The sequence below is a fragment of the Bradyrhizobium sp. 132 genome (assembly GCF_023074185.1).
Taxonomy (GTDB): domain Bacteria; phylum Pseudomonadota; class Alphaproteobacteria; order Rhizobiales; family Xanthobacteraceae; genus Bradyrhizobium.
In genome coordinates, this window is record NZ_JADPKY010000039.1 from 1 (window position 1) to 25,007 (window position 25,007).

Here is a 25,007-nt window from a genome sequence, read left to right on the forward strand (position 1 = left end):
AGCGCATCGCAATGCGCGCCGACAAGACCGACCAGAGCTTCACTTCAATGATCTATCTGGCCGCGGCCGCGATAAACTCCAGATGAATCCCAACAGACCCTAGTACGGCTTCGAACTTGTCAATATCCAATATTAATCATATCACTTTTACATCCACGACGCACAGCGTCTGCGTGATTGCCATTTGAGGGTTTCGGCCCGGCAAGCGCTTTTCGGTTACTCGGCTGCAACACGCCCGACCGAAACGACTCTCATCATGAAAACTCAAGTTGCGCCTGCCGTCACCGCAGAGCGCCTTAACGCAGCCCTCGACCTCGTCGCTGAGGTAATGGTGCTGCACGACCGGCCGGGCTTTGCGCCCTACGTGGAACGCCTGGAGCGGGAACTAGCGACCCTGCAGTCGAAGGATGATGTGATGGCGCGGGCTAGGCGTCGGCTTGGGCAGTATGTCACCAACGACAACATCAAGGCTGGCGAGGTGGCGGCGTGAGGAGCATTCGGGAGGACTCCGCCATCGTCGCTTCGGTCATGCCGGAGCTTTTTCAAACAGGTTTGAAAAAGGGTCGTGGCATGGCGCGGGCCTCGCTCGACTTGATTGCTGCCATGCGCGACATCGCCGAAGAGGTTCGCCCCGTCACCGGTCGCGGCATCGGCTACAAGCTGTTCACCCGTGGCCTTATCTCGTCAATGTCGACCAACGATATGCAGAAAGTGTATCGACTCCTGCGTGTCGCGCGAGAACAGGGCACAATTCCTTGGGACTGGATTGTCGATGAGACCCGAGAACTTGAGCGGGTTTCGGCATGGAGCAATCCGGAAGAGTACGCCACTACGGTATCGCGCTCCTACAGGCGAGACTTCTGGGACCAGCAGCCCTACAGAGTCGAGGTGTGGTCCGAGAAGGGCACGGTTCGCGGCGTCTTGAAGCCAGTTCTCCACCAATACGCCGTCGGCTTTCGCGTTCAGCATGGCTTCAGCAGCGCGACTGCCGTGCATGACGATGCCGACGACACCGACGGGCGCGAACTTATTATTCTCTATGTCGGAGACTTCGATCCGAGCGGCATGTACATGTCGGAGCAGGACCTGCCGCAACGCCTTCGAGAGTACGGAGGCGACCACATCAAGTTTAGACGCGTAGCCCTGACACCTAGCCAAGTACAGAGCTTGCCGTCGTTCTCGGCAGCCGACAAGAACAAGGACCCGCGCCATCGCTGGTTCACGCAGCATCACGGCAACAAATGTTGGGAACTTGATGCCATGGACCCTCGCGACCTGCGCGATTGTGTCGAGGGCGCTATCAGGGAGTTGATAGAGCCGGTTGCGTGGGCGCGCTGCGAAGTTGTCAACGCCGCGGAGTTGGAGTCTCTTAAGACCATCCTTGTCGGGTGGAAGAGCGGCAGGCCGGCGTGACCCCTTTTTTGATTGAAAAAGGTCCGGTGACCGTCACCAGCCCGGCTCAGCGGTCGCCTAGACCACCGCGCGATCCGCTCTTATGCCCAGAGTACCGAGCCAACCTGGCGTTTCTGTTGCGCGAGCGTTTAGCGTCCGGCCCAAAAAGCCGCACTAGTCCATACCAACCAACCGGAGGCCAACATGGGCAATCGAGCAAAGCGTCGCGTGTGGATTCACCGCGTCATGTCGGACCCTCGTCTGACAGATATGCACCGACAACTCGCTTTGACAACGGCGGAGATGGACCGCAGAGGATTCATTTTGTGTGAGTTGGACGGCGAACTGCTTTTTGAGCCGAAACCCCAATATGCGGCCAGCCGCGCCTTGGGATAGTAGCGATGAAGATCCTCAACTTCAGGCCAGCGCCACATGACGCTGGCAACACGCTTGGCCATGTGGACGTCGAAATCGTCGACGGGCTGAAACTGTTCGGGCTTCGCGTAGCCCGGATGCGCGACCGCTCATTCCGCGTATTTGGCCCCAACACAGACCGAGGCGGACGTTCGATGTCCCTCGACCCGGCAATGGTCAACGCCATTGCTCGTGCGGCCCTGAACAAACTCGAACTGGACGAGCATTCGCAGTATGACCGAACCCCGAGCTAAAGCGCGCGCAAGCGCAGTGCCGTATCCGTATTGGACAGACGGCATCAACGACCCCAAAGACACCAGTCGATTGGTGAAGCGGTCGAAACTTTCTGACCTCATGAATTACGACCCGCGCGCCTCGTACCGCCACAAGCGATTGTGGGAGTTTCATCTTGGCTGGGCGCATAGGCATTACAACTGGACGAGCCTCGCGAGCGTACGGCGCACTCAGACCGAGATGTTGGCGCGCAGTCCGACTGGTAAGGCTATTTCAATCCAGAACATCGCCAGCGGGAATCGCGACCTCACCGAGTGGCAATACCTATTCGAGGATGAGAAGGGAAAGGGTCGGCGCGGGAGCCGATACAGCATTAATTGGCAGCTCTTGGAACTGGCCTCCATGGGGCAATTCCCAGTTAGTGTTCACCCTATAGGTGACGCTACTAGCGTTCACCCCGTAGGTGACACCGCTGTTCACCCTGTAGGTGACGCTAAATCGGCTAGTGTTCACCCTGCGAGTGACAAAGACCCTACTACTCAGACCCGTCTACAGGACGGGGCTACGAGTAGTAGTAATTATTCTGCTGCGCCGGCTACGCCGCCCCACGCCGCGGGGCTGGCGCCCGCGTCGGGGGAAGCGCCGCAGGGAAGAGCGAGCGATACAGTTCCAGGCGCCCAAGCCGAGGTTACCCCAGCCGGTGGGTTTGAAGAGTTCTGGAACGCCTACGCCCACAAGCAGCAGCGCGCCAAGGCCAAGGCGGCTTGGGCCAAGCTAGATCCATCACCGGAGCTTGCCAGCGCGATCATTGCCGAGGCTATCCGGTGGGCAGCACACTACGCTGAGCACGCCATTGAACCGCGCTGGCGCGTCATGCCTCATAACTGGCTGGTCGGGGAGAATTGGCTGCAGGATCTCCCAATCGTTCACAAGGATGCGAAGTCGGCAGCGATTGTTAATGTGCGCGGTAGGGCCAAACCCACTAGCACGATGGAGCCCAAGCCCGCCAAACCCGCCAAGCCTGCCATCCGTACCACCGCTCGCATCACATCTGCGGACGTTGTGAAGGCGGGAAGCACGACCAAGTTGCGCATTACCGCAAGGGACGGCGACGGCTTCGAGCATGAGCGTATCCTGTTGTTGGAGGACGACGACGCAGAGTCGCAATTCGAGGGTCAGCGCCAATTCGCCAGGCTTGTGCATGCGGCCGGCCTTGAGCAAATCGATGACAGCGCGGATCTGTTGGGCCGTACCGTCATCCTAACCGGGAACAACGACGCATTCGTAGAACCGACAACCCGGCCTGACGACGAGCCGCCGCTGCCAACCAAGCCCGAGCCGGTGAGGTACGCAAACCCGACGCCGCAAACCATCAGCGAGCCCCGTGAGCCACCCGAATGGGAGAGCAGGAAGCCACGGGAGTTGACACCTGCTGAGGAAGCAGAGCGCGCAGACTATGACGCTTGGTACGAAGACAGCCTTAGGGACAATGCAGCATGACCGGGTAGGGGTATCTCGGAAGCGTCGAGCCATAGCCTAGGGACCGACGCCCCCAAGTCCCTTGTTTGTATGCAAAATGAGAACCCAAACATGGTCCGGGAGGGGCCGACTCAATCTCTCTCACCATGGGCCTTAACTTCCGGCCGCATAATCGCGCGCGTTATGCCGCAAGTATTCAGGTTATTTTCCAGGCCGCGTAGACGGCCAACAGCAGCACGCCACGGACACAATGACATCCGCAAACGATAACGGCCCCATTCAGGCCGACGACTTCACCGACCCTTGGCGTCCGCCGTGCTGGTTGGAAAAACACCATGCCTGACCTCCCCATCGTCCAGGTATGCAGCTGCGCGCGAAGCCGCTGAATCGTTCCCGGCGGACGCAGGAACGGGCAGTTGCTCTCATGAATTGAACGATCCGCGTGGGGCCGCATGGTGCTGCAATCGCATCCAAACGGCTCAAGCAGCCGAGGGTGCTTCGGAGGACACTTGATGCCATTCCCCAGTGACGAGCAGATCAAGCGGAGAGCGCACGAGCTCTGGGACGAGGCGGGCCGGCCGGAAGGCCGCGAGCTCGAGTTCTGGCATCGGGCTGAACGCGAGCTGCAGGGTACGTCGGAGCGGGGCGACGCTGCGAAGGGTACGCCCGACGCCATTTAGTCTCCAGCAGAAGCACGCTGGCTCCTGGCAGAGGAGCTGACGGTCTCGATTTCGCCCCGGCTCGATCTCGCTTGAGGCTTCGCCAATCTCCCGCATGCATTCGCGTAGAGCATGTGCGTCGATCGTCAGCATCGGCAGCCATCACCTTTGACCATCCGCGCGAGCGCTCGCCGTCAATCACAGCGCGGCTAAACCACGGTAGTTGGCGCCCGTCCTCCAGCACAAATCGCCGATAAGAGCCTTATTCCGAATAGTAGCGGCGAAGGCGACCTGTACCTCGGTTCGACCGACCGATCATGCCGGCTACCCCCAAACCGGAAGCCGCGAGCAGCGATTGCCGTGTCCTGGCTCAGTGAGCATGGATCCCGGTCCTCGTCGAATTCCTCGGTCTTGTGCGAAAGCATTAACCTATGTGCGCGCTGACCAACGCGCCCCGTCCTAGCGTCCGCCTGCAACCAAGGAGTGCCGATGAAAAAAAGACGACGTTTCAAGCAGACCACCACGCTTCAAGAGCGCATCGCAGAATTCACCGACAGCGTTAGAAGACAGGCTGACGCTACCGTGGATCGTGCCCAAAAGGAGGCCCTGTTAAAGAAGGTTCATGCGGCCGAGACGGCCGCGGCGCTGGATCAGCAACTTTCCGCGAGTTGATCCGCTCTCCTGCAATCCCGCATCGAAGCAGGCGCGCACGGCACGCTTGCGTGCGCCTACAAAGCAGACACGCTCTCAACTGTGCTGGTTTCTGTTTCGCGCAACCGGGCCGAGCACAACGACCAAGGCGTCCCGATGGTGAGAAGTATCTATGCTGCGCTGCCCGCTTTTCTGCCGCGGACATTAGAACATGTCCCCAGGCACCGCTTCGGCCTGTGCCAGCCGTCGCCCGCAGGCTCGGTGCTGTAATGATGGGCCACCCTGAAGCGCTATGGGGCAAATGTGCCGATCGGAGCGAATGATGAATAGGGCGTATATTGCCGAGCCAATCCTGAGACGGTTGCGCGTCAGCACTGAGATTGATGCCGACGACGAGCGCGCTATCACCGGTCTTCCGATTACAGTAAAACAAATGACGGACGGAGATCCGGTCGTTGCTGTCGGAGACCGGCCATCGGCATGCTGTCTCGTGATCGACGGCTTTATTTTGCGGTCGAAGATCGTCGGTGGCGGCCATCGTCAGATTGTCGCCTTTCACCAGCCCGGCGACATTCCCGATCTGCAGAGCTTGTTTCTCCATGTCATGGATCATGACGTGAGCGCGCTCGGAAATTGCGTGCTCGGATTCATCCCGCATGGCGCGTTGCGCGAGCTGATCAGAAATCGGCCCAATGTCGCCCAGGCACTTTGGCGTGACACTTTGACCGAGGCCTCGATATTTCGCGAGTGGATATGCAATGTCGGCCAGCGCGATGCAACCAGCCGTGTGGCGCACATCGTGCTCGAGCTTTACACCAGGATGAGGGCAATCGGACGCGCGGATGATATGTCGTTCAATTTTCCGGCGACCCAAGCGCTGCTCGCCGATGCAATCGGAACGAGCGTGGTTCACATGAACAGAGTGGTTCAGGAGTTGCGGAGTCGGGGACTCTTGCAGTTCGAGAGGGGAAGGATATCGATCCTTGATGAGGTTGGACTGAGGCAGCTAACCGAATTTGATCCCCTTTATCTCCACCTGAACCCATCCCTCTGAAAGGGGTCCCCTGAGCCATGCGGTTCTACTTTGATATAAAGGACGACTTTTTCGCTGCGGCTGACGATGAAGGGGCGGACCATCCCGACGCTCGAGCCGCGGAGAAAGAGGCGATCGCAACTGCAGCCTCCGTCGCCAGGGACGTTTTCACATCGGGCGGATCGCACGTGATCGTCACCTTGAGAAATGATGAGCAGTCAGTTCTGGAACTGGCCATCACGCTCGCACGCAAGCCCTTGAATGGTCACTCCTGAAATTGCTTGGCGCAGGTAATGGCCGCTCCAATAGGCGGAGAGATCAGCACCAGCGCCTTGGGTCGGGCCTCATCATTTGCTGCAGGCGAATAGCGTTGATGCAGCGCCACAAAGTGAAAACCCCGCTTGGGGGAGCGGGGCTTTCTGGTGGGGGTGAAGCTTAGGGAGGCTTCGGCTATATGACGCGCCATCGCGGAAAAGGTTCAAAGCCCTAAAAAGCGAACCACGCCAATACCGCAATGATGGGGATGATCGCCACGCCCAAGAGCACCAAGGGTGCAGGTTCATTGCCCGTCCGGTCGCTCAATGCTGATCTCCTTAAAGATGAAGGTCCCGCAGCAGCGTCGACGCCACGCGGCTTTCTGGCGGCAGGCGATGCCGACAGCTCAGAGCGGCAATTCCGACCGGGTTGAAGTTGTTCCTCATCGGTCTTGGGGCGCGGCCCAGACGCCGCTGCCTGGAGAGCCTCAGTATGGCGGCCAGCCCATCGGCGCGCTGGGGTCCGCGCTGTTGAGCTGCTCTAGGTATTCCCCGGCGGCCTTGAGAAGAGTCTCGCGAAGCTCGTCGTCCGCCGTCTGGGCGGCGAGGGCTTCGGCCCGATCGGCGTGGTGCTGGAGAGATTCTTTCGTCATACGCCCTTCTTCTTTTTCTTCTTCAGAACTTTGGCCTGCGCTCTAAATCCTGAGGCCAGGGCCTTCATCTGCCGAGAAACGAATTCGTCGGCCGTCTCCTGAGCGGCCTTCTCGGCTACACGAGCTTGCTGTTTGAATGTTTTCGCCGGTTTCATGGCCGACAACTTTCGCCAAAAAGTCAGGTTCCTCAAGAATCCGGCTTGAGTCTTCGTTCCCTTTTTCGGTTGATCCCCATGCGCTCCGTCAGGGCAAAATTCGTCCGGTCGACGAAGGAAAAGCTCTCGTCCGCGAAGCGCGCCCCTATCTCCGAAGCCGCATCCAGATCGGCGCGGGTGATGGGGTTCGCTCCGAGCTCCGCTGTCGCGCAGCCGCTCCCAGAAGACTTCCGCCACGCCGCGGTCAAATTGGGCTTTTAAAAGCTGGCACGTCTCGACCAGCACCAAGTCCGTCGTGAGGCGTTGGTCGATGCTCTGAAGGATCGACTTGGCGCGCTCATTCTGAGCATCCCGCTTGGCGGCCGCAGCGGACCAGACGGAGCTGTCAACGAACGCACTCATGCGCGTCACTCCTGAATCGGGTACTGCCAAATGTCGCGCTTTGGCTCGTTGTCCTCAAGCCATTTTTGCGCGCGCTCTTTCGAGGCAAAGAGCTTGATCCAATCGGGCTCACCGATGGCTCTGGACGCCGGATCGGGCAAGCAGAACCACACCGATCCCTCGACTGGTCCGCCTTCCACTTGGTATTCCCAGGCCACGCCTTCGAGGTCGTTGTCCTGGAGCCAGGCGTCGGCGGCACCGCCAGATGCAAACACCTTTACCCAGCCGGGATCGCCGATCGTGCGCGACTCGCCCTTCTGGTAGTCATCAAGGTAGAGCCATACGGCTCTGCCCTCGCGGCGAACTTCATCATGGCTGCGTACTACCTCGTTGACCCTCTGCCGGTCCGATCGATCGGTTTCAGGCAGCGACGTCACCGCCGCGTAGAGTTCGGCGGGAATGCTGCGCCTGTCGCCCAGAGACTTGTAGCGCCATTCCATCCACTGATCGAATGCATCCGACATATCGCTCACCTCCTCGACTTCGCGCGGAATGGACTGTCCATGGTGAAGGCATCCGGCGCGATCCCGCTCTCGATGCGCTTCCAGGTCACGGGTGCGGCAATCGGAAATCCCTCTCGGGCTCGCGGGGAATAGGTGCCGATCGCGGTGGTGCCGCGGCCATTGCGCAGATAGTCGAGGAAGATGCGATCGCGACGCTTCGCCTGGGCAGAAAGGAGGTAGCGGTCTGGAAAGCGCGCTGCGAGGTCGGAGACCAGTTGATGCGCGACCCGATGCGCCTTGTCGTGCAGCACCGGCTGATCCAGTGGCGCCATCAGATGAATTCCTTTGCCGCCGGTGAGCTTGGGCCAGGTCTCAAAGCCCTCGCGCTTCATCAGCGTGCGCAAATCGAGCGCGGTCTCCACGACGGCATTCCAGTCGACGCCCTCGCCGGGATCGAGGTCGATCACGATGCGGTCGGCATGTTCGAAGTCCTCGGCGGTCGCATTCCACGGGTGCAGCTCGACAGCCCCGATCTCGACGAGGCCAAGGAAACCATCCAGGCTATCGACCCACAGGCGCGTTCCCTGGCCGCCCTCGCGCTTCTGAATACGGAGCTGGTGCACGGCGGCCGGAATGTCCTTCGGCAGCGGCCCCTTGTGATAGAAGGTCGTGCCGTGCACGTGACGCACCAACTTCAGCGGACGGTGCCCGAGGTGCGGCAGCGCCTTCTTCCAGACCCGGGTCCAATAGTCGGCGAGGTCTTCTTTGGACGGAGCAACGGCTTCGGGCAGAAGCTGCAGGATGTTCTCTCGGGGGACGCCCAGCTTCGGCCGGCCGGCGACGGACGGCACCAGCCGCGGCGCCTTGACCTTGCGCACCGCGAGATCGTCTCGAAACCCCTTGAACACAGCTTCGCGCAGCAGGCCATCATCGGTCAGCGCGCCATATTCGACCTCGATCTCAAGGGTCGGCTCGACCCAGGTCGCCTTCGGCTTTTTGACGGCCGCATCGAGGGGAGAAGTGTTGCGGATCAACGGATCAAGCCGCTCGCGTAATTCGCGCGCGGTCGTCTCGGTGTAACCGGTACGCACCTTGCCGGCGTAGAGCAGCTTGCCATTCTGGCGTCGGCCGACGTAGAGCGAGGCGACCTTGCGCGGGCGCGCCCCAAGCTTCTCCACGAAGGCGACGATCGGAAAGGTCTCGCTCTTCTTGCACTTGAGCTTGGCCCAGCTCTCCTGCCGCCCGGACCGGTAAGGTTGGCCTAGCCGCTTGGCGACGATACCTTCCAGCCCCAGCTTGCACCCCTTGTCGAAGATCACGTTGCCGTCGGCCGCAAGCGCCTCGACGTAAATGAAGGTTTCCGGTGCGTCCTTCAGAAGCCGCTGCAGCAGGCGCTTGCGATCCTCATACGCGACGCCACGCAGGTCATAGCCGTCAAGGTACAGGAGATCGAACGCGTGGTAGCGCACACGCTCGCTGCGCTTGCGGCCGAGCTCCCGCCTGAGCTGCTGGAAGTCCGGCAGGCCGCCACTGCCGTACACCACGGCTTCGCCGTCGATGATTGCGCTGTTTGCCTTGAGCAGATCGGCGCTCGCTGCAATCGAGGAGAATTGTTCCGTCCAGTCCAGGCCTGTGCGTGAATAGACTCTGGCGTCCCCATCTCGCAGATGCAGCTGGGCGCGATAGCCGTCGGCCTTGATCTCGTAGACCCAGTCTTCGCCGCGCGGCGGCTTCTCGCGCAGCGTGGGATCACACGGCTCGATGTAACCAGGAATAGCAGCTTTGACGGCGCCGTGGACACGCGATACTCCCGACCGAGACTGACGCAACGCCACAGCACACATGGCGATTCAACGTCGTCACGCTGATTCGTTCCGTGTCTCGTCTCTGGATCGCCCGGAACGTGGGTCGCCTCCGAGCGTTGGCGAGCGGTGGTATAGGGGGAGGAGCGAGTGCGATGATAGAAACGGAGGCCCTACTCGAGAAATGTCCCCGATGCGGCGCATGGCCCATGGCAGCGAACATCCCAAAGTCGGCTTCCGTGCAACGCGAAATCCAGTTCAGGTGTCCGAGGTGCCGGGCGGAAGAGGTCGGCTGGCTCCGTCGTCCGCAGTCCCCGCTGCGCGCTGCCTGACACCACGCGATCCAAGAGCCTGGAGGAACTGTCGCGGTCGCGTTCTCCAAGGGCGGCAGATGCTCGCCGAGATTCTCAAGATGGCTTGATGCTAATGATCCCGTCGAGGAAGGCGAGTAGCTCGCGTGTTTTCAATCGGCAGCAGCAGGCGTCTTGGAACGTAGTTGACCTTCTCCGCTTTTCTCTGTGATCGCCGGAGGAATGCGATGAAAGCAACGTGGGCAGCTCTTGTATTGACACTTGCCGCCTCGACGTTGGCGGCCTCGGCCCAGCCCGTTAGATGGACCAGATACAACATCCCCGAGAGCGGCACCTCCGTGGACTTTCCGTCCTCGATCTTCACCGAGGCAGCGGGTCGACCCGACGGTTACGGTCAACGGTTCCGCACCGCCGACGGACGCGCAGACCTCACGATCCAGGCCGCGCCCAACGTCCAGAACGATTCTCCCGCTGCTTTTCTGGCAAAGAAGCATCCGCCTCCACGCATTCAGTACAAGCGAGTGACACCACGGTTCTTTGCGGTCTCCAGCTACAAGGGCGACAAGGTTTGGTACAACCGCTGCAACTTCTCCGGGCGGCTGGTCCATTGCGTCCTGATCAACTATCCCGCGGACGAAGAGCGCGACTGGGACAAGATCGTCACTCGCATCAGCCTGTCGCTCAGCGGCAAGTAGCGCTCCATAGGCTCAAGCGAGGTAAAATCGGCCCTGAAGCACGGCTGAGAGCGAGGACTCCGCGCCGCTGCGCTTTCATGGCCGACCACCGCAAATTGAGCTTCGTCGTTAGATCGGCGTTAACGGCGTCTGCGGAGCGGAGCGTGCCTTAACCTGCCGTGAAGGTGAGGGGACGGATGCTGGCCGCTTTACGGCGGCAAAGCCATGGCCAAAGTCATCATTACGCACCAGGACGCGCTGCGCCACACGATGGGGCGCTCCGCCGTGAGCGTCGGCCTGACCGTGGTCTTGACGTTGTCCCTGTGCCTCCTGCAGTTCGGGTCCGATCCGGATGCGTTGGTGCGCGTCGGCTTCGTGACAAAATCGTCCATCCTGATCAGCATGATGATTTCCGGGCTGCTGACGGCGGCCCTGAGCTACCGGTCCGCGCTGACCATGCGCGAGCTGGCGCTGACGCGCGCCGAACTGCAGCGCATCTCTGGCACCGATCAGCTGACCGGACTGCTCAACCGACGGGGCTTCGACCAGGCTGCCGAATCGGCCTTGACCAAGGCGCGCGATGCGAACCTGGCAACCACTGTGCTGATGTGCGACATCGACCGCTTCAAGGCGATCAACGACCAGTTCGGGCATGAGTTCGGCGACAAAGTGCTCGTCGCGGTCGCGCAGGTGTTGTGCTCCTTCGCCGAGCGAAGGCAGATGCTGGTGGCAAGGCATGGCGGCGAGGAATTTGCCGTTGTGATGACCGGGCTGTCCAAGGAGCGCGCTGCCCAGTACGCCGAAGATCTGCGGCGGGCCTGCGCCGCACATGCAGTCGTCGCCGAAGGTGCCTCGACCAACGTGACGATCAGCATCGGGCTCGCCCAATCCCATGGCGAAATGGATCTGAGCAAGGTCATGCGCATGGCCGATCAGGCGCTCTATGCCGCCAAGCACCAAGGCCGCAATCGCGTAGTCCGGGCGGACGTCCTGGCGGATTCGATCGCCGCGTAACCCAACGGGGTGCCGGACCGAAAGGGTCTTGGTTCAGGCGCATCACGGCCGCCCTCCATACGCTTCGATCTTAAAATGCTCTATCGGCGACGCCTGGCGTCGAGTGCGAGCGCAAGTGCGTACTCCAAACACATCCAAACGGAAACGCGTCTATTTTGAAAAACCGAAATATCTCTTGCGCCGTCGGGCAAAACAGTGGTTGATAGGGTGCTGGTAATCGACATGGGAGCCAGCGTCGTGGCTGACGAAACCTCTTCGGAGCTATCCAAGATAGCTAAACTCAATGGAGACTTCAGGAGGAATTATGGAACGTTGCTCGGAGCCTTCCTGTATCTGCGCTCGATCAATGCCGCACGCGGACGTTCTTGGTTCTGGGCCAGCTTGATTTCGCTCGCTTGTTCAGCGGCGATGGCTTGGCTTGGGAGGCACGGCCTGCCTTGGCTGGTCGGCGGATAGTCGCTACAATGAGCAGCGCTCGGTGTCAGCCGGCCTCGGGAGAGCAATCCGGGCAGGTGTCTCCGATTGACTCCAGCACGTCCCAAATCTCGGCCACGGCTTGATCCGGAGACAGTCCGGCCGCCGGATCCTGGCTTGCGATTTCTAAGGCTTTGTCGCGCGCGTGCGGGTCGGCACGTTCCTGCATCCAGCCGTGCTCCTCGCACTCACGGATGGCGCCAGCATCTTGCAACACCGAGATCGCCCACCCACGCACGGTCCGGATCATTGGCCGTCTTTGCCGTGTCATCAGCATAAGAGATGGCTCCTGCCCGGACGAATCCCTCCGTCCCCCGGTCGTTCCGCGCGGTTAGCACGGGACAGGGATTTCGAATCGTTGGGGCTCGGCCTTGCCCCGTGTTCCGCAGGCCTGTGCAGAACTACGTCGTGGTCGCTGGGTCTTCCTTCTCGCCGGTCGCGACGATTTTGAGAGCGCCGTCCGGAAGCGGTCGCTGCAGCGCCTTGGCCTCATCCCAGGGTGCGCGCATCCAGACGTCGTACTCCTCGGCGGTCGTCAGGATTACGGGCATGGCTTTCGGATGAACGCGGCCGACCTCTGCATTCGGCTCGCAGGTGAGGAAGCCGAATACGTCGGCGGTGATTTCGCCCTCCTTCGCCTTGCGGACGCTGGTCCAGGTGGTCCAGAGGCCAGCGAAGGCGAGCAGCGGCCGGTTCTCGTCGGGCGAGAACCACACGGGCACCTTCTTGCCTCCGATGGTGTCGTATTCGGAAAAGCTGGTGAAGGGCACCAGACAGCGGTTCTCTGGAGCGAGCCAGCGCTTCCAGTGCGAGCTGTTGACGTTGCGAATGTTCGTGGTGCCGCTGTCCGGCTCCATCCGGAGGAGCTCCTTGAAGTCGACCGGCTTTCCTTTCGCCTCGAGCTTTTCGGCCCGCTTCTTCGTGGCGTCCATCAGCGCCTTCGAAGAGGACGGCATGCCCCAGCGCGCCATGCCGATTTCCCGTCCCGGCTCGCCGTTGCGGACAATCGGGGCGGGGTAATCCGGAAAGATGCCGGGCATCGACGGCAGATTGCCGACGCGGCTGTCAAGCGCTCCGAACAGCCGCCGGATCGCGTCGACATTCTTCGTCATGGAGTAGAGGTTGCACATGGCGTCAGGTCTCCGGTGCGGCCTGGCGGGGGCGCTGCGCCAACTGTAGCAGCGTCGCTGCAGGCCGGCGATTGGCGTGGGCGCACTTGCTACAACAGAGCCTGCTCGCCAGGTCGTGCACAAAGGTGGTCTGCGGATGGCGCAAGGTGGCCAGGTCGACCTCGCGCTTGGTCCTGCAGCGCGAGCACTCGATCTCGAGCCACGAGTAGCCGCCGTTGATGCCCTGGTCGACGGTCGGCGACGGATCGATCGGCCCGCCGTCGGCCCACATCTTCTCGTTCCAGGATTCGCACAAGAGCTTGTCGGCCGTCCGGATCAGGGCCTCGCCTTTGGCCCTGGCGTCAGCCGACTGCGAGGCGAGGATCGAGGTCACCGCACGGGCCCGCCCGAGCTCCTTGGCGAGAGCCTTGCGGTCTACGCCGGAGAGGGGCGTGGGGTGGTGCTTGGGAGCCATGGGCCGCGTCGGGCCTAGGTCGGGTCGTAGGACGGCCAACAGCCGTCTTCCTCATGGCGACCGGTTCGCTGTGTGCAGGTTTTGTCGAGCAGCCGCTGACCGACATCCCGCCAGACCGCATCGGGACCATAGAGCCGGGTGGCATCCGCCTTCTGAATCTCGACCGTCCTGGCGCAGCGCCGGCAGCCCACCCTGAGCAAGTGCCGGGGAATTTGGCTCAGCCGCAGCAGGCGACCGGAAGCGCCGATCCCTTGGCTGGCCGCATCTACCCGAGGATCCTCGAGAAGCGCCCACCAGTATTCCGACGGCAGGTCGTCCTCGGGAGCCAGTCCGTGGGGGGCAGGGGCGTTCCCGCCGACTAGGCGGGCCATCTTTTCCATCTGCTTGGGTGTCGGCATGCGCCAGCTCGCGGGGCGGTCAGTCATGCCCACATTAGAACATATCAAGAACGTTAGAGTCGAGTCCCGCTCTCCATAAATCACGATTCCGACGACCGGTGATGTCGGAACCATGATCGGCCGATCGTCTTGAATCCACCCGCCGCCCTGTTTCGGAGTACCGCGTTGATGGCCCCTCGCGCCAACTGGAAAGGCTTCCTGCGACTTTCGCTCGTCACCTGCCCGGTGGCGCTCTATCCGGCCACGTCGGAGAGCGAGAAGATCTCGTTCAACCAGCTGAACCGCCAGACTGGCCACCGTATCAAGTACCTGAAGGTTGATGCCGATACCGGCGACGAGGTGCCCAACGAGGACATCGTCAAGGGCTACCAGCTCGAGAAGGATCAGTTCATCGAGGTCTCCAAGGAAGAGCTGGAGGAGATCGCGCTGGAGTCCACAAGGACCATCGAGATCGACGAGTTCGTCGACAAGTCCGACATCGATCCTCGCTATCTGATCCGGCCCTACTACATCAGACCGGACGGCAAGGTCGGCCACGATGCCTTCGCGGTGATCCGCGAGACCATCAGGGAGATGGACAAGGTCGCGATAGGGCGCGTGGTGCTGACCAACCGCGAGCACATCATCGCGCTCGAGCCGATGGATAAGGGACTCGTCGGCACTCTGCTGCGATATCCGTACGAGGTGCGCAGCGAGCACGAGTATTTCGACGAGATACAGGACGTGAAGGTCACAAAGGACATGCTCGATCTCGCCAGGCACATCGTGAACCAGAAGGCCGGCAACTTCGAGCCGGAAAAGTTCGAGGACCATTATGAGACCGCGCTAATCGAGCTCATCAACCAGAAGCGGGCCGGAAAGCCGATCACGCCGAAAGAAAAGCCGGCAGCGACCAACGTGGTCAACCTGATGGAGGCGCTTCGCCGATCAGTAGGCAAGGAGGCCGCGCTGGCGAAGGCAGACGAGCCTGCCAAGAAGCCACGCAAGGCGGCGGCCGGACAGAAGGAGATGCTGATGTCGATTGCCGGCAAGGCGCCGGCGAAGGAAACATCGGCAAAGAAGCGGTCGGCAAAGCCGCAACGGAAGTCGGCCTGAAGCCAGAGTAGGAGAACCCTATGGACATGAACGAAGCCTCGGCAATGACTGAAGCCTCCGGGCTCGTGAACGACGGTGAGGGTGCCGAGACGTCTGGAGTGCGCAAGCAGCCGCTTCGGTCGTCTTCGGAGGAGTCTACGATGCGCTGGGCAGATAATGTGCGCGAGATCACGATGAAGGCACCTTTGCAGTCGCTTTTCGTTGCGTTCCTGCTCGGTATCTGGGTCGCGCGCCGGCGATAGGAAGCTTCGAAGCTCGCACGCGCTTCACGAGATGCCGCAAGGGCGCGCTCCTCGGGATTGTCGAGGTCATGAGCCGATTGTGGCGGCCTGACACTAAATGGTCGCCAGCTCAGCGGCCGTCTTCGGGCAGGCATTCGGGGCAAGTGTCGCCGATCCCGTCCAGGACCTCCGCTACTGCGACGGCAGCCGCATCCGGCGAGACCCCGATCGGAGGGTTCTGCCGAGCAACCTTGAAAGCGCGATCGCGGGCGTGAGGATCGGCACGATCTTGCATCCAACCGTGCTCTTCGCATTCCCGGATTGCACCAGCTTCCAACAACACCGACCGAGCCCAACCTTCGACCGTGCAATAAGCGGAGCCTCGCTCCCGGAACATCAACATCGCGAACTCCATTAACGCGGAAGGAATTGCCATCCAACCCCGTCGTTCCGACGCATAACACAGAGCTGGGATTCGCAAATCGCAGGCTTGACCTTGTCCACCTGTTCCAGTGATGGGTGTGGACAGCTATCGTTCAGATTTTCATGAGTTGCCGCGGGAGAACTAGCATTACATTGATCTGGCGATCGAGGATCTTCGAGGCGATGATCGAGATATGTAGCGCGAACTCGTCCTCCATCTCTGCCGCGGCATCCTCGTCTCGTGCGTAGACGTAGAGGATATCGCCGTCCACTTCGTCAAACCGAACGGCACGGAAGAGCCGGTCAAGCTTATCTGCGCCGACGATTAGCGCCATTCGTGCGGCTATATGCTTGGTCTTGCACTGCAGTCACAATCATCGCAGTGGGGCCTAATTACCTCGGCCGTAATCGACTGCGAGGACCTTGTAGTCCCCAGCGCCGTCCGCGTGAACACGATCTCCGGTCGAGCGAGCTTGCGAGTAGTATTCTCACATTGCTCACCTTACATTGCAACGTTGCGAAGTTAGACGTGCAGCCGAAGCCAGACGTCTTTACTGGACAGCGTTCCGGTCGGCGTCACAATTTCCATGTCGACGACGCGAAACGAGCCATGATTTTCGTAAACGTAGTGAAGGTGCCAGACCGGGCCGAGTTCCGGCGAAATGGCAAAGTCGTCCAACGCGCTTGTGATGTTGTGAACGGCATCGCGTCTGCCGATCGGTGCGGAGAACATCGCGTCTATCAGCGCGGCCAGGCTCATGCCGCCGACCAGCATGGCTCGTGCAGCTTCGTCGCCGTGAGTAAGCCGGAGGGCGGTCACGATGACCGCAATAGCGTCGGGGTTCTTCAGAGCCACGGCACGTTCTCGGACCCAAAAACCGGACCGTTAATGTAAGGGCCCGGGGCGGCGGTGCGTATTTTGGCAGGCGATGGACGACTGCTACAACACCTCAGCACGAACCTGAGCCACGCCACGATCCGTAATCCCCAAGGTGCGCGCGGCGGCGAGCGAGAGGTCGAGGACGCGGCCACGAACCCATGGTCCGCGGTCGGTGATCCGAACCACCACCGAATTATTCGTCTCAAGATCAAGGACTCGGACTCTCGTGCCGAACGGCAGACGGCGGTGCGCCGCGGTTAGTTGATTCCGATCAAACGATGAACCGCTCGCTGTCTTGCCTTTGGAATACGAATAGTAGGAGGCTTTTCCGGAAAAGACCCGGTTGAGAGATTGAGTGCCTAAACGGTCTTGCAAGCGCTCTTGTCTGTTCGGAGGTTGCGCTTGCGGCTCATCCGTCTTTATCTGATCGAGTCCTTCAGGAGCGGGCTCCGCGTGAGCCTTTGGTATGATGGACCACCGCTCATTGAAATCCTCTGCTGCAGCGGTGTTCGCATTCAATCCAATCCACGCAGGGACTGTCGCAATCGCAACCATTCTGAGGAGAAGACGCATCGTTCGGCCTCATCAAACAATGGAAGCACAAGTCAACAATGCAACCCATCAGCCAGCGTTCCTGAACATGCATTCGCGTCTCGCAAATAGGTGATTGCATACCGACGTTGCGAGGATGTGCGTAGGAGCACCGCAGCAAGTCAATTATCTCGCTGCAATGCATCACCCCATTTAGCGCAAACCGGCCGGGGCCAGGGGCGGCCAGTCTTCCCAGCGCGCTCCACATACGACCGGCCCATGGGAAACCTTGCGTATCCCCAAATGAGAAATTTCAACCCGCCTACTGACGAACGGGCAGAGGTTGTTGGTGGCCGTACGCCCGCCGACGCGAATGGCCCGGCGAGCGGTGCTACGCGCTGGTCTTAGTGGACGAGCAGCGGCCCGAGCTTGAGGGCAACCGCCAACGCCGAACACGACGACCATGCCGAGGCAGGTGCCGAACGCGCTATCGGGCAGCTTGATTGGAGGCAGAGGGGGTTATTCGAGGTACTTAGGAGGCTGCGGTTGGAGCTCGCTAAAGGACGCCGCATTCTTCTGCTCGGCGATTTCGAAGACCGGCGAAGCGTTGGCAATTGACCACAATACCTTCCCAAGACCTGCGATTTACTTGCTCGGCTTCCTCAGTCCGGTCAGCCGCCTCTTCCGTCAATGCCTCTCGCTCTGTACGCTTGTCTGCCGCAGACTTGCTCCTTTGAGCCCGCACGGGTTCGTGCCGGCAACACAGGGGCGGCGGTCGCAACTAAGTCCTATTCAAGGTGTTTGATGGAGTTACGTTCACCTAGGAGCCGTGATGGAACCAACAGAATCTGCCCGCACGCACCGTCAGGTGTTGCCTTGGCTCGTGGTCGCGCTGATTGTTGTGTTGGCTGGAGGCATGTTCGTTTGGATGAGCAACAGAATTGATGCTCTGCAGGCAGCGACTGCTATTCGTCAAGATTCTGGCGTCGAACAAACAAGGAGGGCGGTAGCAGCTCTTGAGCAAACGGTGAAAGACATTCAGTCAAGCCAGCAAAGCCTTGTGGACCGGATAGCGGAGGTCCAGCGCAAAATTGCCTCGGAAGGCAGTAATCGCAAGCTAATGTCAGATCAACTAGGCGCACTCGGCGCACGCGTTGATGGGCTGGCATCCGCGAATGCGGAGAGCGGTTCGAGTGCCCGTCAGAACTCACGCACAAAGCGATAGATGTTCGCGCTTAATTCAGTGCCGGAAACTTCTTTCCGAAAGTAGGAAAAACCTTCCGCGCATCTTCAACAGAGAGAACGAAACAACAGAGAGAACGAAGCCGCGACGCGTCAACTTTGGTGACCAATTCAATTTACCTGCCCTTGAGAGTGGTCCTCTCAACGCGATTTGGCATTCGCCTCCGATTCGACGGCCGGTTGATCAGTACTGCGGGTTCTCGCACCTTCTTCGGCCGCTTGCGGTTTCTTTGGAACGCCCATTCGATCAATCCCGCCAGTCCGAGGACAGCTCCTGCGACGATCAAGCAGTGGGGATATTTAATCCTGGAAAGCATCGCTGTTTCCGTTAGTGCCCAGCGCTCTCCTTCGTGCCGCACCGGCTGGGTACGCAACCGTTCTTGAGTGCGATGGTCTCGGCGACCGCTTGTTTTTTGGTCGGAACGTGCGTCGCCCCCAACGAAAGCACTCCAGCAATGCAGAGGGCCGTCAAAGCGGCGCCCGCAGCGCTTACCGCACCTCGCAATAGCAACTGCCCCACCGCTCCCAGCATGGCATCGGCATAACCGGAAATGCTTAACGAATGCCGCGCGCGATCAACAGCGCCCAGAAACGCGCGTCGCATCGGGCGGCATCCTATTAGATCGAAGTTCAGTGGAAAGCGCGCGCTGTGGATGACTTAGCAGGTGCCCGCCTATTGCGTGCTGAGCGACACGCCAAGAACGAATGCCTTAGCCGCCGTCGCGCCCGGCGTTCGCTTCAATTTCTTTGCGATCTTCCTGACACCAGTCTTTTGCTTCGCAAGTAACTTCAGCGTCTTCAGGTCGTCTTTCGTCCACTCGCGACGAACACTTTTTTTCTTCTTGGCCAACTTGGCGCTCCTTCATTGATAGGAGCGCGGTCTAACACGTGTCGCGCGGTTCGCAAATCCCTGGTGAATGGCGCTGCACGGACCACTGGCTTTTGTGACAGGTGCGCGCCGTCCCGAGGCGTGGGCATGATCGCGGCTTGAGGACGGAGGCATTGCTGTGCAGCGCCACTATTTTCCGATCATCCACAATGGTCAAATACAGGCGGACAATGCAGGGGAGCTATTTGGCTCTGCTGAACTAGGGGTCCAATACGGCGCCCGTGTCGCTCGGGATATCACCAGGGATCCCATTACCGTGGTGCGGGCACGGTCGTAATCGTGGTTGACGCCACCCGCGGCAGGTCGCGCGGCACACCGTTGGTAGCGTTGCCACTGCTGTCTAGCAGGGGCGTCGACCGGCGTGAGCCGTTTTTCGGTCCATTAGAACCTTAGGGTGGTATCTGAGGCTATGACGGGGACTGCCAATCCATGTTTCTCCAGCAGCAGCTCAGCAGCTAACCGACCATCATCATGAAATCACTTTCGCGGACGATCCTTATCGGCGCGCCTTCAGCAATCATCGCTTCCACCTTCCGATGCTTCGAACTTTTCTCTTGCCCCTCCGTGAGTCGCAAATCCTGATCGCCAACCACAAGGATGGTAATCTTTTTGCTCACGGAATCTGCCACCCTACATCCAGCGATTGCGGCCATCTGAACGGCTTCAGCACGTTCAATGGATAGTGCTCCGGTAAAGACGATGGTTTCGCCAAATAGCGGGCCATCTTGATTCCCGTCCTGTGAATGCCGCTTCCAATCGGTTTTCCGCTTGAATGGTCGCGGTGCGGCGCCATCAATGCTCTCATAACCAATATCGTCGATCCAGGGTTGAAGGCTTACCTTTGTCTCGTCGATGGCCCGTAACATGATGAGACCGGCCGCGCGGGCATCCTCCGCGGCGTCATGATGATTGAATTGGATATCAAATGTCGACGCAAGGTTTTTTAGTCCGTACCCGCCATTCGTTCCAAAGCTATCCCATGCGCGGCGCGCTACCTGAAGGCTGTCAATCCATGTGCAAAGGAGTCCATCGGTGCCGTACTTGCTTGCAGCTTGCGCAAGCGAAGACCGGTCAAATGGACTGTGATGGACAATAGCAGCACCGCGGAGTGCGTTGCCTATGACTGGAAAGACCGTGGCCATCGTCGGCTTGCCGGCAACGTCCTCGGGTCGAATGCCATGAATGCCGATGTTCGCGCGTGAGAAATCGTCTTCCGGATCGACTAGAATCGTAAGCGACTTAAAAACCTCTCCACCGCGGAAGTGGACCAGGCCAATTGAGCAAATGCTCGCAAAATCAGAATTCGCAGTCTCGACGTCGAGCGCGATAAAATTAGTAATTGCCAATTGAGACTCCCCAGACCCGCCACCACCATAAGGGGAGCGAACCGGAGGGGCAACTCTACTTGCGGGCGAGACGAACGCCCGGCCCCGTCGATCGACTCGCCATCTGCTCGAAAGATGACGCCAGCGGATTCGAAAACGGCGCGGATATTGGCGACGGCAAGACGATTTCCGGCATCTGACAGCAAAAGGCCCGCCGGTTCACACTGGCGGGCCTGTGGCGCTCCTGGCGCTCTAATCCGCAATTGGATTGGCAGCCGGGAGCATTGGGGGCTGGAAGCCAAGCCGTGCCATGGTCGTGCATAAACGACAATGGGCAGAACGGCGGACTCCGGTAGTTGTACCGACTCCATTTTTGGAACGGGGCGTTCTACTGTGAGAACACCGGCCCGATTTAAGTACCAACCAAATTTCGAGTTGCCCGGGAATGCCGCAGTGGGGCTGGGACCACGCTGCGGCTTTTCCCATGGGCCGCCATAGAGCCTGTCGTGGCCAACGTACATTGAATTTCGTTGCGGCTATTTTGCATTGCCGAATTTAGTATCTATTCGAGCGGAACAAGCGCCTGATCATTTCATCACCGCCCATCACGGTATCTAACGGTGACTGAGAGCTGCTCGTGCTCCCGCCATCACGCGGAGCCACCCCATGCTAACCAGAAAAAAACAAACCATTCCCATGACCGTTCGACTTGCCCAGTTGGCGGACGAAGCCCGCCGGCGCGCAGAGGCAGCGCCGCCCGGAGCGAAGCGCGAAGCTCTCCTGAGAGCGGCGCATATAAGCGAAACCTCGCTCCAGCTTCAGCAATGGATTGGCTCCCCAGGATTGAAAGCGCCGACCTAACTGCGGAGCCGGCCCGGAAAAAAAATTAAGGCCGCCTCAGTTGGCGGTCTTTCATTCATCTCTCTTTAGCTTGCGCCGGCCCTAGTGTGGTTCCTTCCCTTTCGGGTTTAACTCGGGAACGTAGTGTCGGTTCAGCGCCCGCATTATGCTGAGGTTCACGCTGGCGGGTCTGTGTCTCTTCTAGTGAGGCGCAACCAGAGCTGCCATACTGAATGCGACAACGCAGGCAGCTGCCAAGGACCAGAGCGCTATAGCGATCTCTTTGGGCATGGTGGTGGCCTCCTGACGAAAGCCGCCTTCGCCATTACTGCCGGACGAGCTTATAGCGCATACCGATCAGCATTGTGTAGGCAAGCCGCCGCCAAATCAGGTTCATCAGGACTAGCATCTGCATCCCCATATCTGATGCCGCCAGCTTCGACCCGCTATGTTTCAAGAAGATTTCGCGGGATACGAAATTGGCTTCGTGCCGGTGATGGAGAGGCAGCCCGGCAGGTCACGCTGGCGGGCCTTGTTCTCCGTTGACAGAACGTTCTCATGCCAATTTGGGCGCTGGCCTGCTTTAACCCTAGTGGCCTAAGTTGATTTTCGTGGTGACCTGCTTTGGAACGAACCCATCAAATGTTAATTGATGCCCCGAAAACCGCGCAACGGGGCGGCCAATGTGTGAGAAGTGCATCGACCTAGACAAGAAGATTGAACGCTACAAAGGGATGCGGTCCCGGATCACAGACCAGATTGCGCTAGACGGTATGGACCAGCTTATTGCCGAGCTGATGGCAAAGAAGGCCCAGCTACACCCGGAGGAAAAAGAGTAAGGCCGCCTCAGTTGGCGTCGGCGGCAAGGGGCTCGCATGTTCGACTTCGATCTATTTTCCAAACGCGAATGGGTGGGGATGATTGTCGCCTTCGCGGCTGTAACTGCTCTCACCCTCTACGGGTTTTTCCGGTTTCTCGACTACCTGGCCCCAAGCATGTAAGGCCGCCTCAGTTGGCGGCCTCTGTCATTGATCCCTCTTCAGCTTGCGCCGGCCCCAATGCGGCTCTTTGCCCTTCGGGTTTGATTCCGGGACGTAGTGTCGGTTCAGAGCCCGCATGATGCCGATCCGGGCAAACATCGTCGGGCCGCCGCCTTCTGCCACCAGGATCAGCGCTTCCATCGCTGCTTGCCACTCCGGCGCGGCGTGCTCTTTTTTTGGGAGCGAGGCGATGTACTCGCCGGCGTCCAACAGTGTCGCCAGCTTGCGGCCGTTGACCTCGATCGGATCCTCGAAAGGCCGCCCCCAGCCCCTGGTCATCCCTTGCTCAAACCCTCCGCAACCGCACGCTCGACCTCGGCGGCGAGCACGCTCAGGTGCTCCGCCAGCCGGGCGAATAGTTCGCGCTTCTTTGGATCGGTCGCCAGATCCCGGATCAGCGCGCAGTCGGCCGCATCCGTGCGGAGCTTTTCCAACTGAGCCTGCATGTCTTTCATTGCAGCCACTCCGTTCCCGGAGGGAACAATATAGCCACCGTCCGAAAGCGAACAGAACAGATTGCCGATTTTTCCTAGGCTCAGGATGCTTGGATCTCCCAAGGTCTAAGCACCTCCAGCGGCCCCGGCTCCACACCTCAAAAGCCCCCCTGGCCGGGGCGTCTCTGCCCCGCTAGCGATACTTCCGCAGGTGGAGCAGACGAAGCGCCCCTCGACGTTGGACGGCAATTTTCGTTCCGAGCCGGAACTGAACTTACCTTTTTCGGTTTTTGGAGTCGTCGTTAATGGCACAAGGAATGGCTCCATGTCTCAGCGACGCCGCAGAGTGAAGCACAACCGGTCGCTTGAAGAACGATTGGGCGAGCACGCCACTCAGCTCAAAGAACAAGCTGCCCAGCTCCCCCCTGGTGCTGAGCGCGAGCGGCTTCTCAGGAAGGCGCGCTTAGCTGAGACGGGCGCGCATCTGAGCGATTGGCTGAACTCGCCTGGTCTGCAACCCCCGGAGTAAGCCGCCCGTAAATGGACAAGGCCGCCTCAGTTGGCGGCTCCTCAATTATCATGGCGCCGCGCAAGGGGAGGGCGAGCTGGGTCGAAGTGCCGGCTGGCGTTGGTGGCAATAAAGGCCTGCAGAGCAGGCGAGACCTCGGCGTCGGTATCTGCCGCCAGCTGGGCTACAGCGTCAGCAAACTCAGAGGTTGCGTCCCGCGTCCAGCCTTGGCTCGGATTGAAGCAAACGATCCTAACCGGATAGGTATATTGGCCGGACAGAAGATGCTGCAGGACGGTCGCCATGTCGGTGTCGGCTTCATCCGTCTCGCGCCAGGCGCATGCGGCGCCGGCTCCGAAGTCCTCGAGCACGAGGCAAATGTCGCGGTCCAAGCGATCGGCCGGCACGATCGAGGGCGAGGTACGCATACTCCGAAACTACCGACGGCGGAGACACGGCCCCGGCTTCAGGGGGGCTTTTGGGGTAGGGCCGAGGCCGCTCCGCCGGCCCGGGGGAGCCGGCCTAGAATCAATTCCCCTGAAGAAGGCGAAGTTCCTAGTTCAGGAGATTTTTGCTCGGCGTCAGCAGACGCACATAGGTCCCGCTTTCGTGCAGCTCAAGCCAGCCTTGCTGGACAGCATACTTGATGCCGGCGCCGAACTCGCTGCCGTTGCCGCCGAGCGTAGACATAAATGGCGCGTTGACCTTCTCGATGTGGATGCGCCCGTCCTGAACCGGCTCGATAGTCGCGGCGAGCTGGATCAACTGGCGAGCCGCGGCTTCGGGCTCCGCATAAGGACGTTCGGTCGCAAATTTCGCCATGCAACGCTCTACCGCTCTTCGCTTGGGTGAACCCATTTATAGGGCGTGATCTGCCTTGTCTCGGTTAGTTTGATCATGCGGGCAGGGGGCGCGTAGCGGGTGGTGCGGCAGGAGCGGCACTTCAGCGAAGCTTCGAGTTTCCAAACCGGCGTATCTCGGGGTCGGCGGATGGCGTCAAGTGGCAGACTGGCGCGCGTCTTACAGCGGGCGCACTCGAGCTCCAGCCATGCAAGCCCGCCGTTGAGGCATTGACCGATTGTGGGGGAGGGTTGGGCTGGGCCGCCGTAACCTTCCATCCGGACGGACCAAGCTTCAGCCTCGGCCCGGTCCGCTTCCCGCGCAGCCTCCTGAGCCCGTTGTCGGGCGCCCTGGGCCCGGATCTTCGCGCCCATGATCCGACCGCCCCAGATGACCTCTCTCGACTTAGTGCCCATCCCGGAGGATTCCTCCGGTAGCGGCCGGAGGCAAGCCGCTAGGATTTGTGGCGGGTGACCGCTGCCTCGCCAAGTGTCGGTCAAGCCCTTATTGGCCGGGAGACCCGCCAGATCGGCGCCGGAAGTTCACGGTAATTCAAGGTGGAAAAACATCTGCACTAGGGTCTGTTGGGATTCAGGATTCTCATCGGGGCTTGGTTGTGATTCAAGCTTGGGATGGACCGATTCGTTTTGACTGACGCCCAATGGGCGAAGATG

35 protein-coding genes and 1 pseudogene are annotated in these 25,007 nt (G+C 60.2%); 15 read left to right on the forward strand and 21 right to left on the reverse strand.

Annotated features, from left to right (window positions below; genetic code table 11):
• Nucleotides 1-256: 256 nt before the first annotated feature.
• From IVA74_RS06895 to IVA74_RS06930, 8 genes are all read left to right on the forward strand, one after another.
• Nucleotides 257-490, forward strand: coding sequence for a hypothetical protein (locus tag IVA74_RS06895; RefSeq protein WP_247341008.1), 234 nt, complete (start codon nucleotides 257-259; stop codon nucleotides 488-490).
• Nucleotides 487-1,413, forward strand: a complete 927-nt coding sequence (locus tag IVA74_RS06900) for a hypothetical protein (protein WP_247341010.1) — start codon at nucleotides 487-489, stop codon at nucleotides 1,411-1,413. The genes IVA74_RS06895 and IVA74_RS06900 overlap by 4 nt, the downstream gene beginning before the upstream one ends.
• 380 nt (nucleotides 1,414-1,793) lie before the next feature.
• Nucleotides 1,794-2,060, forward strand: a complete 267-nt coding sequence (locus IVA74_RS06905) for a hypothetical protein (RefSeq protein ID WP_247341012.1) — start codon at nucleotides 1,794-1,796, stop codon at nucleotides 2,058-2,060.
• The gene (locus IVA74_RS06910) at nucleotides 2,041-3,540 is read left to right on the forward strand and encodes a hypothetical protein (RefSeq protein ID WP_247341014.1); all 1,500 of its coding nucleotides are present in this window, start codon (nucleotides 2,041-2,043) and stop codon (nucleotides 3,538-3,540) included. Before IVA74_RS06905 ends, IVA74_RS06910 begins: the two co-directional genes overlap by 20 nt.
• A gap of 491 nt (nucleotides 3,541-4,031) precedes the next feature.
• On the forward strand, nucleotides 4,032-4,199 hold the full coding sequence (locus tag IVA74_RS06915; protein WP_247341016.1) for a DUF2934 domain-containing protein: 168 nt from the start codon (nucleotides 4,032-4,034) through the stop codon (nucleotides 4,197-4,199).
• A gap of 468 nt (nucleotides 4,200-4,667) precedes the next feature.
• Nucleotides 4,668-4,850: a hypothetical protein gene (locus IVA74_RS06920; RefSeq protein WP_247341018.1), complete on the forward strand. Its 183-nt coding sequence runs from the start codon at nucleotides 4,668-4,670 to the stop codon at nucleotides 4,848-4,850.
• A 301-nt stretch (nucleotides 4,851-5,151) separates the two neighbouring features.
• The gene (locus IVA74_RS06925) at nucleotides 5,152-5,883 is read left to right on the forward strand and encodes a Crp/Fnr family transcriptional regulator (RefSeq protein ID WP_247341021.1); all 732 of its coding nucleotides are present in this window, start codon (nucleotides 5,152-5,154) and stop codon (nucleotides 5,881-5,883) included.
• 17 nt (nucleotides 5,884-5,900) lie between these two features.
• Nucleotides 5,901-6,137 carry a hypothetical protein gene (locus IVA74_RS06930; RefSeq protein ID WP_247341023.1) on the forward strand — a complete coding sequence of 79 codons (237 nt, stop codon included), beginning with the start codon at nucleotides 5,901-5,903 and terminating at the stop codon, nucleotides 6,135-6,137.
• Between the two features lie 467 nt (nucleotides 6,138-6,604).
• On the opposite strand, the gene IVA74_RS06935 is transcribed toward IVA74_RS06930, so the two are convergent.
• The 4 genes from IVA74_RS06935 to ligD are packed head-to-tail and all read right to left on the reverse strand — an operon-like array spanning nucleotide 6,605 to nucleotide 9,652.
• Complete coding sequence (locus IVA74_RS06935; protein ID WP_247341025.1) at nucleotides 6,605-6,769, reverse strand: hypothetical protein; 165 nt, start codon at nucleotides 6,767-6,769, stop codon at nucleotides 6,605-6,607.
• Nucleotides 6,766-7,326 (reverse strand): PIN domain-containing protein, encoded by a 561-nt coding sequence (locus tag IVA74_RS06940; protein WP_247341027.1) that lies wholly within the window; start codon nucleotides 7,324-7,326, stop codon nucleotides 6,766-6,768. The genes IVA74_RS06935 and IVA74_RS06940 overlap by 4 nt, the downstream gene beginning before the upstream one ends.
• A gap of 5 nt (nucleotides 7,327-7,331) precedes the next feature.
• Nucleotides 7,332-7,829, reverse strand: coding sequence for a hypothetical protein (locus IVA74_RS06945; protein ID WP_247341029.1), 498 nt, complete (start codon nucleotides 7,827-7,829; stop codon nucleotides 7,332-7,334).
• Between the two features lie 5 nt (nucleotides 7,830-7,834).
• Nucleotides 7,835-9,652, reverse strand: a complete 1,818-nt coding sequence (gene ligD / locus IVA74_RS06950) for a DNA ligase D (RefSeq protein ID WP_247341031.1) — start codon at nucleotides 9,650-9,652, stop codon at nucleotides 7,835-7,837.
• 496 nt (nucleotides 9,653-10,148) lie between these two features.
• Between ligD and IVA74_RS06955 the strand changes: the two genes are divergently transcribed.
• The 3 genes from IVA74_RS06955 (at nucleotide 10,149) to IVA74_RS06965 (ending at nucleotide 12,065) form a co-directional block, all read left to right on the forward strand.
• A complete protein-coding gene (locus IVA74_RS06955) occupies nucleotides 10,149-10,616 on the forward strand; it encodes a hypothetical protein (RefSeq protein WP_247341033.1) in 468 nt (155 codons plus the stop codon).
• A gap of 204 nt (nucleotides 10,617-10,820) precedes the next feature.
• Nucleotides 10,821-11,609 (forward strand): GGDEF domain-containing protein, encoded by a 789-nt coding sequence (locus IVA74_RS06960; protein WP_247341035.1) that lies wholly within the window; start codon nucleotides 10,821-10,823, stop codon nucleotides 11,607-11,609.
• 237 nt (nucleotides 11,610-11,846) lie between these two features.
• A complete protein-coding gene (locus IVA74_RS06965) occupies nucleotides 11,847-12,065 on the forward strand; it encodes a hypothetical protein (RefSeq protein WP_247341037.1) in 219 nt (72 codons plus the stop codon).
• Nucleotides 12,066-12,090: 25 nt separating this feature from the next.
• On the opposite strand, the gene IVA74_RS06970 is transcribed toward IVA74_RS06965, so the two are convergent.
• From IVA74_RS06970 to IVA74_RS06985, 4 genes are all read right to left on the reverse strand, one after another.
• On the reverse strand, nucleotides 12,091-12,360 hold the full coding sequence (locus IVA74_RS06970; protein ID WP_247341039.1) for a hypothetical protein: 270 nt from the start codon (nucleotides 12,358-12,360) through the stop codon (nucleotides 12,091-12,093).
• A 124-nt stretch (nucleotides 12,361-12,484) separates the two neighbouring features.
• Entirely contained in the window at nucleotides 12,485-13,213 is a 729-nt protein-coding gene (locus IVA74_RS06975) for an SOS response-associated peptidase (RefSeq protein WP_247341041.1), read from the reverse strand.
• A 4-nt stretch (nucleotides 13,214-13,217) separates the two neighbouring features.
• Nucleotides 13,218-13,667 (reverse strand): hypothetical protein, encoded by a 450-nt coding sequence (locus IVA74_RS06980; protein WP_247341044.1) that lies wholly within the window; start codon nucleotides 13,665-13,667, stop codon nucleotides 13,218-13,220.
• A gap of 14 nt (nucleotides 13,668-13,681) precedes the next feature.
• Nucleotides 13,682-14,092, reverse strand: coding sequence for a hypothetical protein (locus IVA74_RS06985; RefSeq protein ID WP_247341046.1), 411 nt, complete (start codon nucleotides 14,090-14,092; stop codon nucleotides 13,682-13,684).
• A gap of 141 nt (nucleotides 14,093-14,233) precedes the next feature.
• Between IVA74_RS06985 and IVA74_RS06990 the strand changes: the two genes are divergently transcribed.
• The gene (locus IVA74_RS06990; protein ID WP_247341048.1) at nucleotides 14,234-15,160 is read left to right on the forward strand and encodes a Ku protein; all 927 of its coding nucleotides are present in this window, start codon (nucleotides 14,234-14,236) and stop codon (nucleotides 15,158-15,160) included.
• Between the two features lie 20 nt (nucleotides 15,161-15,180).
• A complete protein-coding gene (locus tag IVA74_RS06995; protein WP_247341050.1) occupies nucleotides 15,181-15,402 on the forward strand; it encodes a hypothetical protein in 222 nt (73 codons plus the stop codon).
• 109 nt (nucleotides 15,403-15,511) lie between these two features.
• On the opposite strand, the gene IVA74_RS07000 is transcribed toward IVA74_RS06995, so the two are convergent.
• From IVA74_RS07000 to IVA74_RS07015, 4 genes are all read right to left on the reverse strand, one after another.
• Nucleotides 15,512-15,784 carry a hypothetical protein gene (locus tag IVA74_RS07000; protein WP_247341052.1) on the reverse strand — a complete coding sequence of 91 codons (273 nt, stop codon included), beginning with the start codon at nucleotides 15,782-15,784 and terminating at the stop codon, nucleotides 15,512-15,514.
• A gap of 133 nt (nucleotides 15,785-15,917) precedes the next feature.
• The gene (locus IVA74_RS07005; RefSeq protein ID WP_247341054.1) at nucleotides 15,918-16,139 is read right to left on the reverse strand and encodes a hypothetical protein; all 222 of its coding nucleotides are present in this window, start codon (nucleotides 16,137-16,139) and stop codon (nucleotides 15,918-15,920) included.
• Between the two features lie 188 nt (nucleotides 16,140-16,327).
• A complete protein-coding gene (locus IVA74_RS07010) occupies nucleotides 16,328-16,660 on the reverse strand; it encodes a hypothetical protein (protein WP_247341056.1) in 333 nt (110 codons plus the stop codon).
• 84 nt (nucleotides 16,661-16,744) lie between these two features.
• Entirely contained in the window at nucleotides 16,745-17,257 is a 513-nt protein-coding gene (locus IVA74_RS07015) for a septal ring lytic transglycosylase RlpA family protein (protein WP_247341058.1), read from the reverse strand.
• 790 nt (nucleotides 17,258-18,047) lie between these two features.
• Between IVA74_RS07015 and IVA74_RS07020 the strand changes: the two genes are divergently transcribed.
• Nucleotides 18,048-18,440, forward strand: a complete 393-nt coding sequence (locus IVA74_RS07020) for a hypothetical protein (protein WP_247341060.1) — start codon at nucleotides 18,048-18,050, stop codon at nucleotides 18,438-18,440.
• A gap of 345 nt (nucleotides 18,441-18,785) precedes the next feature.
• On the opposite strand, the gene IVA74_RS07025 is transcribed toward IVA74_RS07020, so the two are convergent.
• The 4 genes from IVA74_RS07025 to IVA74_RS07040 form a co-directional block, all read right to left on the reverse strand.
• Nucleotides 18,786-19,061: a hypothetical protein gene (locus IVA74_RS07025; protein WP_247341063.1), complete on the reverse strand. Its 276-nt coding sequence runs from the start codon at nucleotides 19,059-19,061 to the stop codon at nucleotides 18,786-18,788.
• Nucleotides 19,062-19,130: 69 nt separating this feature from the next.
• Entirely contained in the window at nucleotides 19,131-19,307 is a 177-nt protein-coding gene (locus tag IVA74_RS07030) for a hypothetical protein (protein ID WP_247341065.1), read from the reverse strand.
• A 494-nt stretch (nucleotides 19,308-19,801) separates the two neighbouring features.
• The gene (locus tag IVA74_RS07035) at nucleotides 19,802-20,692 is read right to left on the reverse strand and encodes an exonuclease domain-containing protein (protein ID WP_247341067.1); all 891 of its coding nucleotides are present in this window, start codon (nucleotides 20,690-20,692) and stop codon (nucleotides 19,802-19,804) included.
• A gap of 648 nt (nucleotides 20,693-21,340) precedes the next feature.
• Nucleotides 21,341-21,496, reverse strand: a complete 156-nt coding sequence (locus IVA74_RS07040) for a hypothetical protein (protein WP_247341069.1) — start codon at nucleotides 21,494-21,496, stop codon at nucleotides 21,341-21,343.
• An 890-nt stretch (nucleotides 21,497-22,386) separates the two neighbouring features.
• Between IVA74_RS07040 and IVA74_RS40920 the strand changes: the two genes are divergently transcribed.
• Nucleotides 22,387-22,512, forward strand: a complete 126-nt coding sequence (locus IVA74_RS40920) for a hypothetical protein (RefSeq protein WP_256467605.1) — start codon at nucleotides 22,387-22,389, stop codon at nucleotides 22,510-22,512.
• A gap of 24 nt (nucleotides 22,513-22,536) precedes the next feature.
• Here the strand turns inward: IVA74_RS40920 and IVA74_RS07045 are convergent, their stop codons facing one another.
• The 5 genes and pseudogenes from IVA74_RS07045 to IVA74_RS07070 form a co-directional block, all read right to left on the reverse strand.
• Nucleotides 22,537-22,830 carry a hypothetical protein gene (locus IVA74_RS07045; RefSeq protein ID WP_247341071.1) on the reverse strand — a complete coding sequence of 98 codons (294 nt, stop codon included), beginning with the start codon at nucleotides 22,828-22,830 and terminating at the stop codon, nucleotides 22,537-22,539.
• Nucleotides 22,827-23,006, reverse strand: a complete 180-nt coding sequence (locus tag IVA74_RS07050; RefSeq protein WP_247341073.1) for a hypothetical protein — start codon at nucleotides 23,004-23,006, stop codon at nucleotides 22,827-22,829. The genes IVA74_RS07045 and IVA74_RS07050 overlap by 4 nt, the downstream gene beginning before the upstream one ends.
• Nucleotides 23,007-23,566: 560 nt before the next feature.
• Nucleotides 23,567-23,921 (reverse strand): annotated as a pseudogene (locus IVA74_RS07060) (hypothetical protein); the annotation flags it as partial.
• 127 nt (nucleotides 23,922-24,048) lie between these two features.
• Nucleotides 24,049-24,315 carry a hypothetical protein gene (locus IVA74_RS07065; RefSeq protein ID WP_247341075.1) on the reverse strand — a complete coding sequence of 89 codons (267 nt, stop codon included), beginning with the start codon at nucleotides 24,313-24,315 and terminating at the stop codon, nucleotides 24,049-24,051.
• 8 nt (nucleotides 24,316-24,323) lie between these two features.
• Nucleotides 24,324-24,749, reverse strand: coding sequence for a hypothetical protein (locus IVA74_RS07070; protein ID WP_247341077.1), 426 nt, complete (start codon nucleotides 24,747-24,749; stop codon nucleotides 24,324-24,326).
• Nucleotides 24,750-25,007 lie beyond the last annotated feature (258 nt).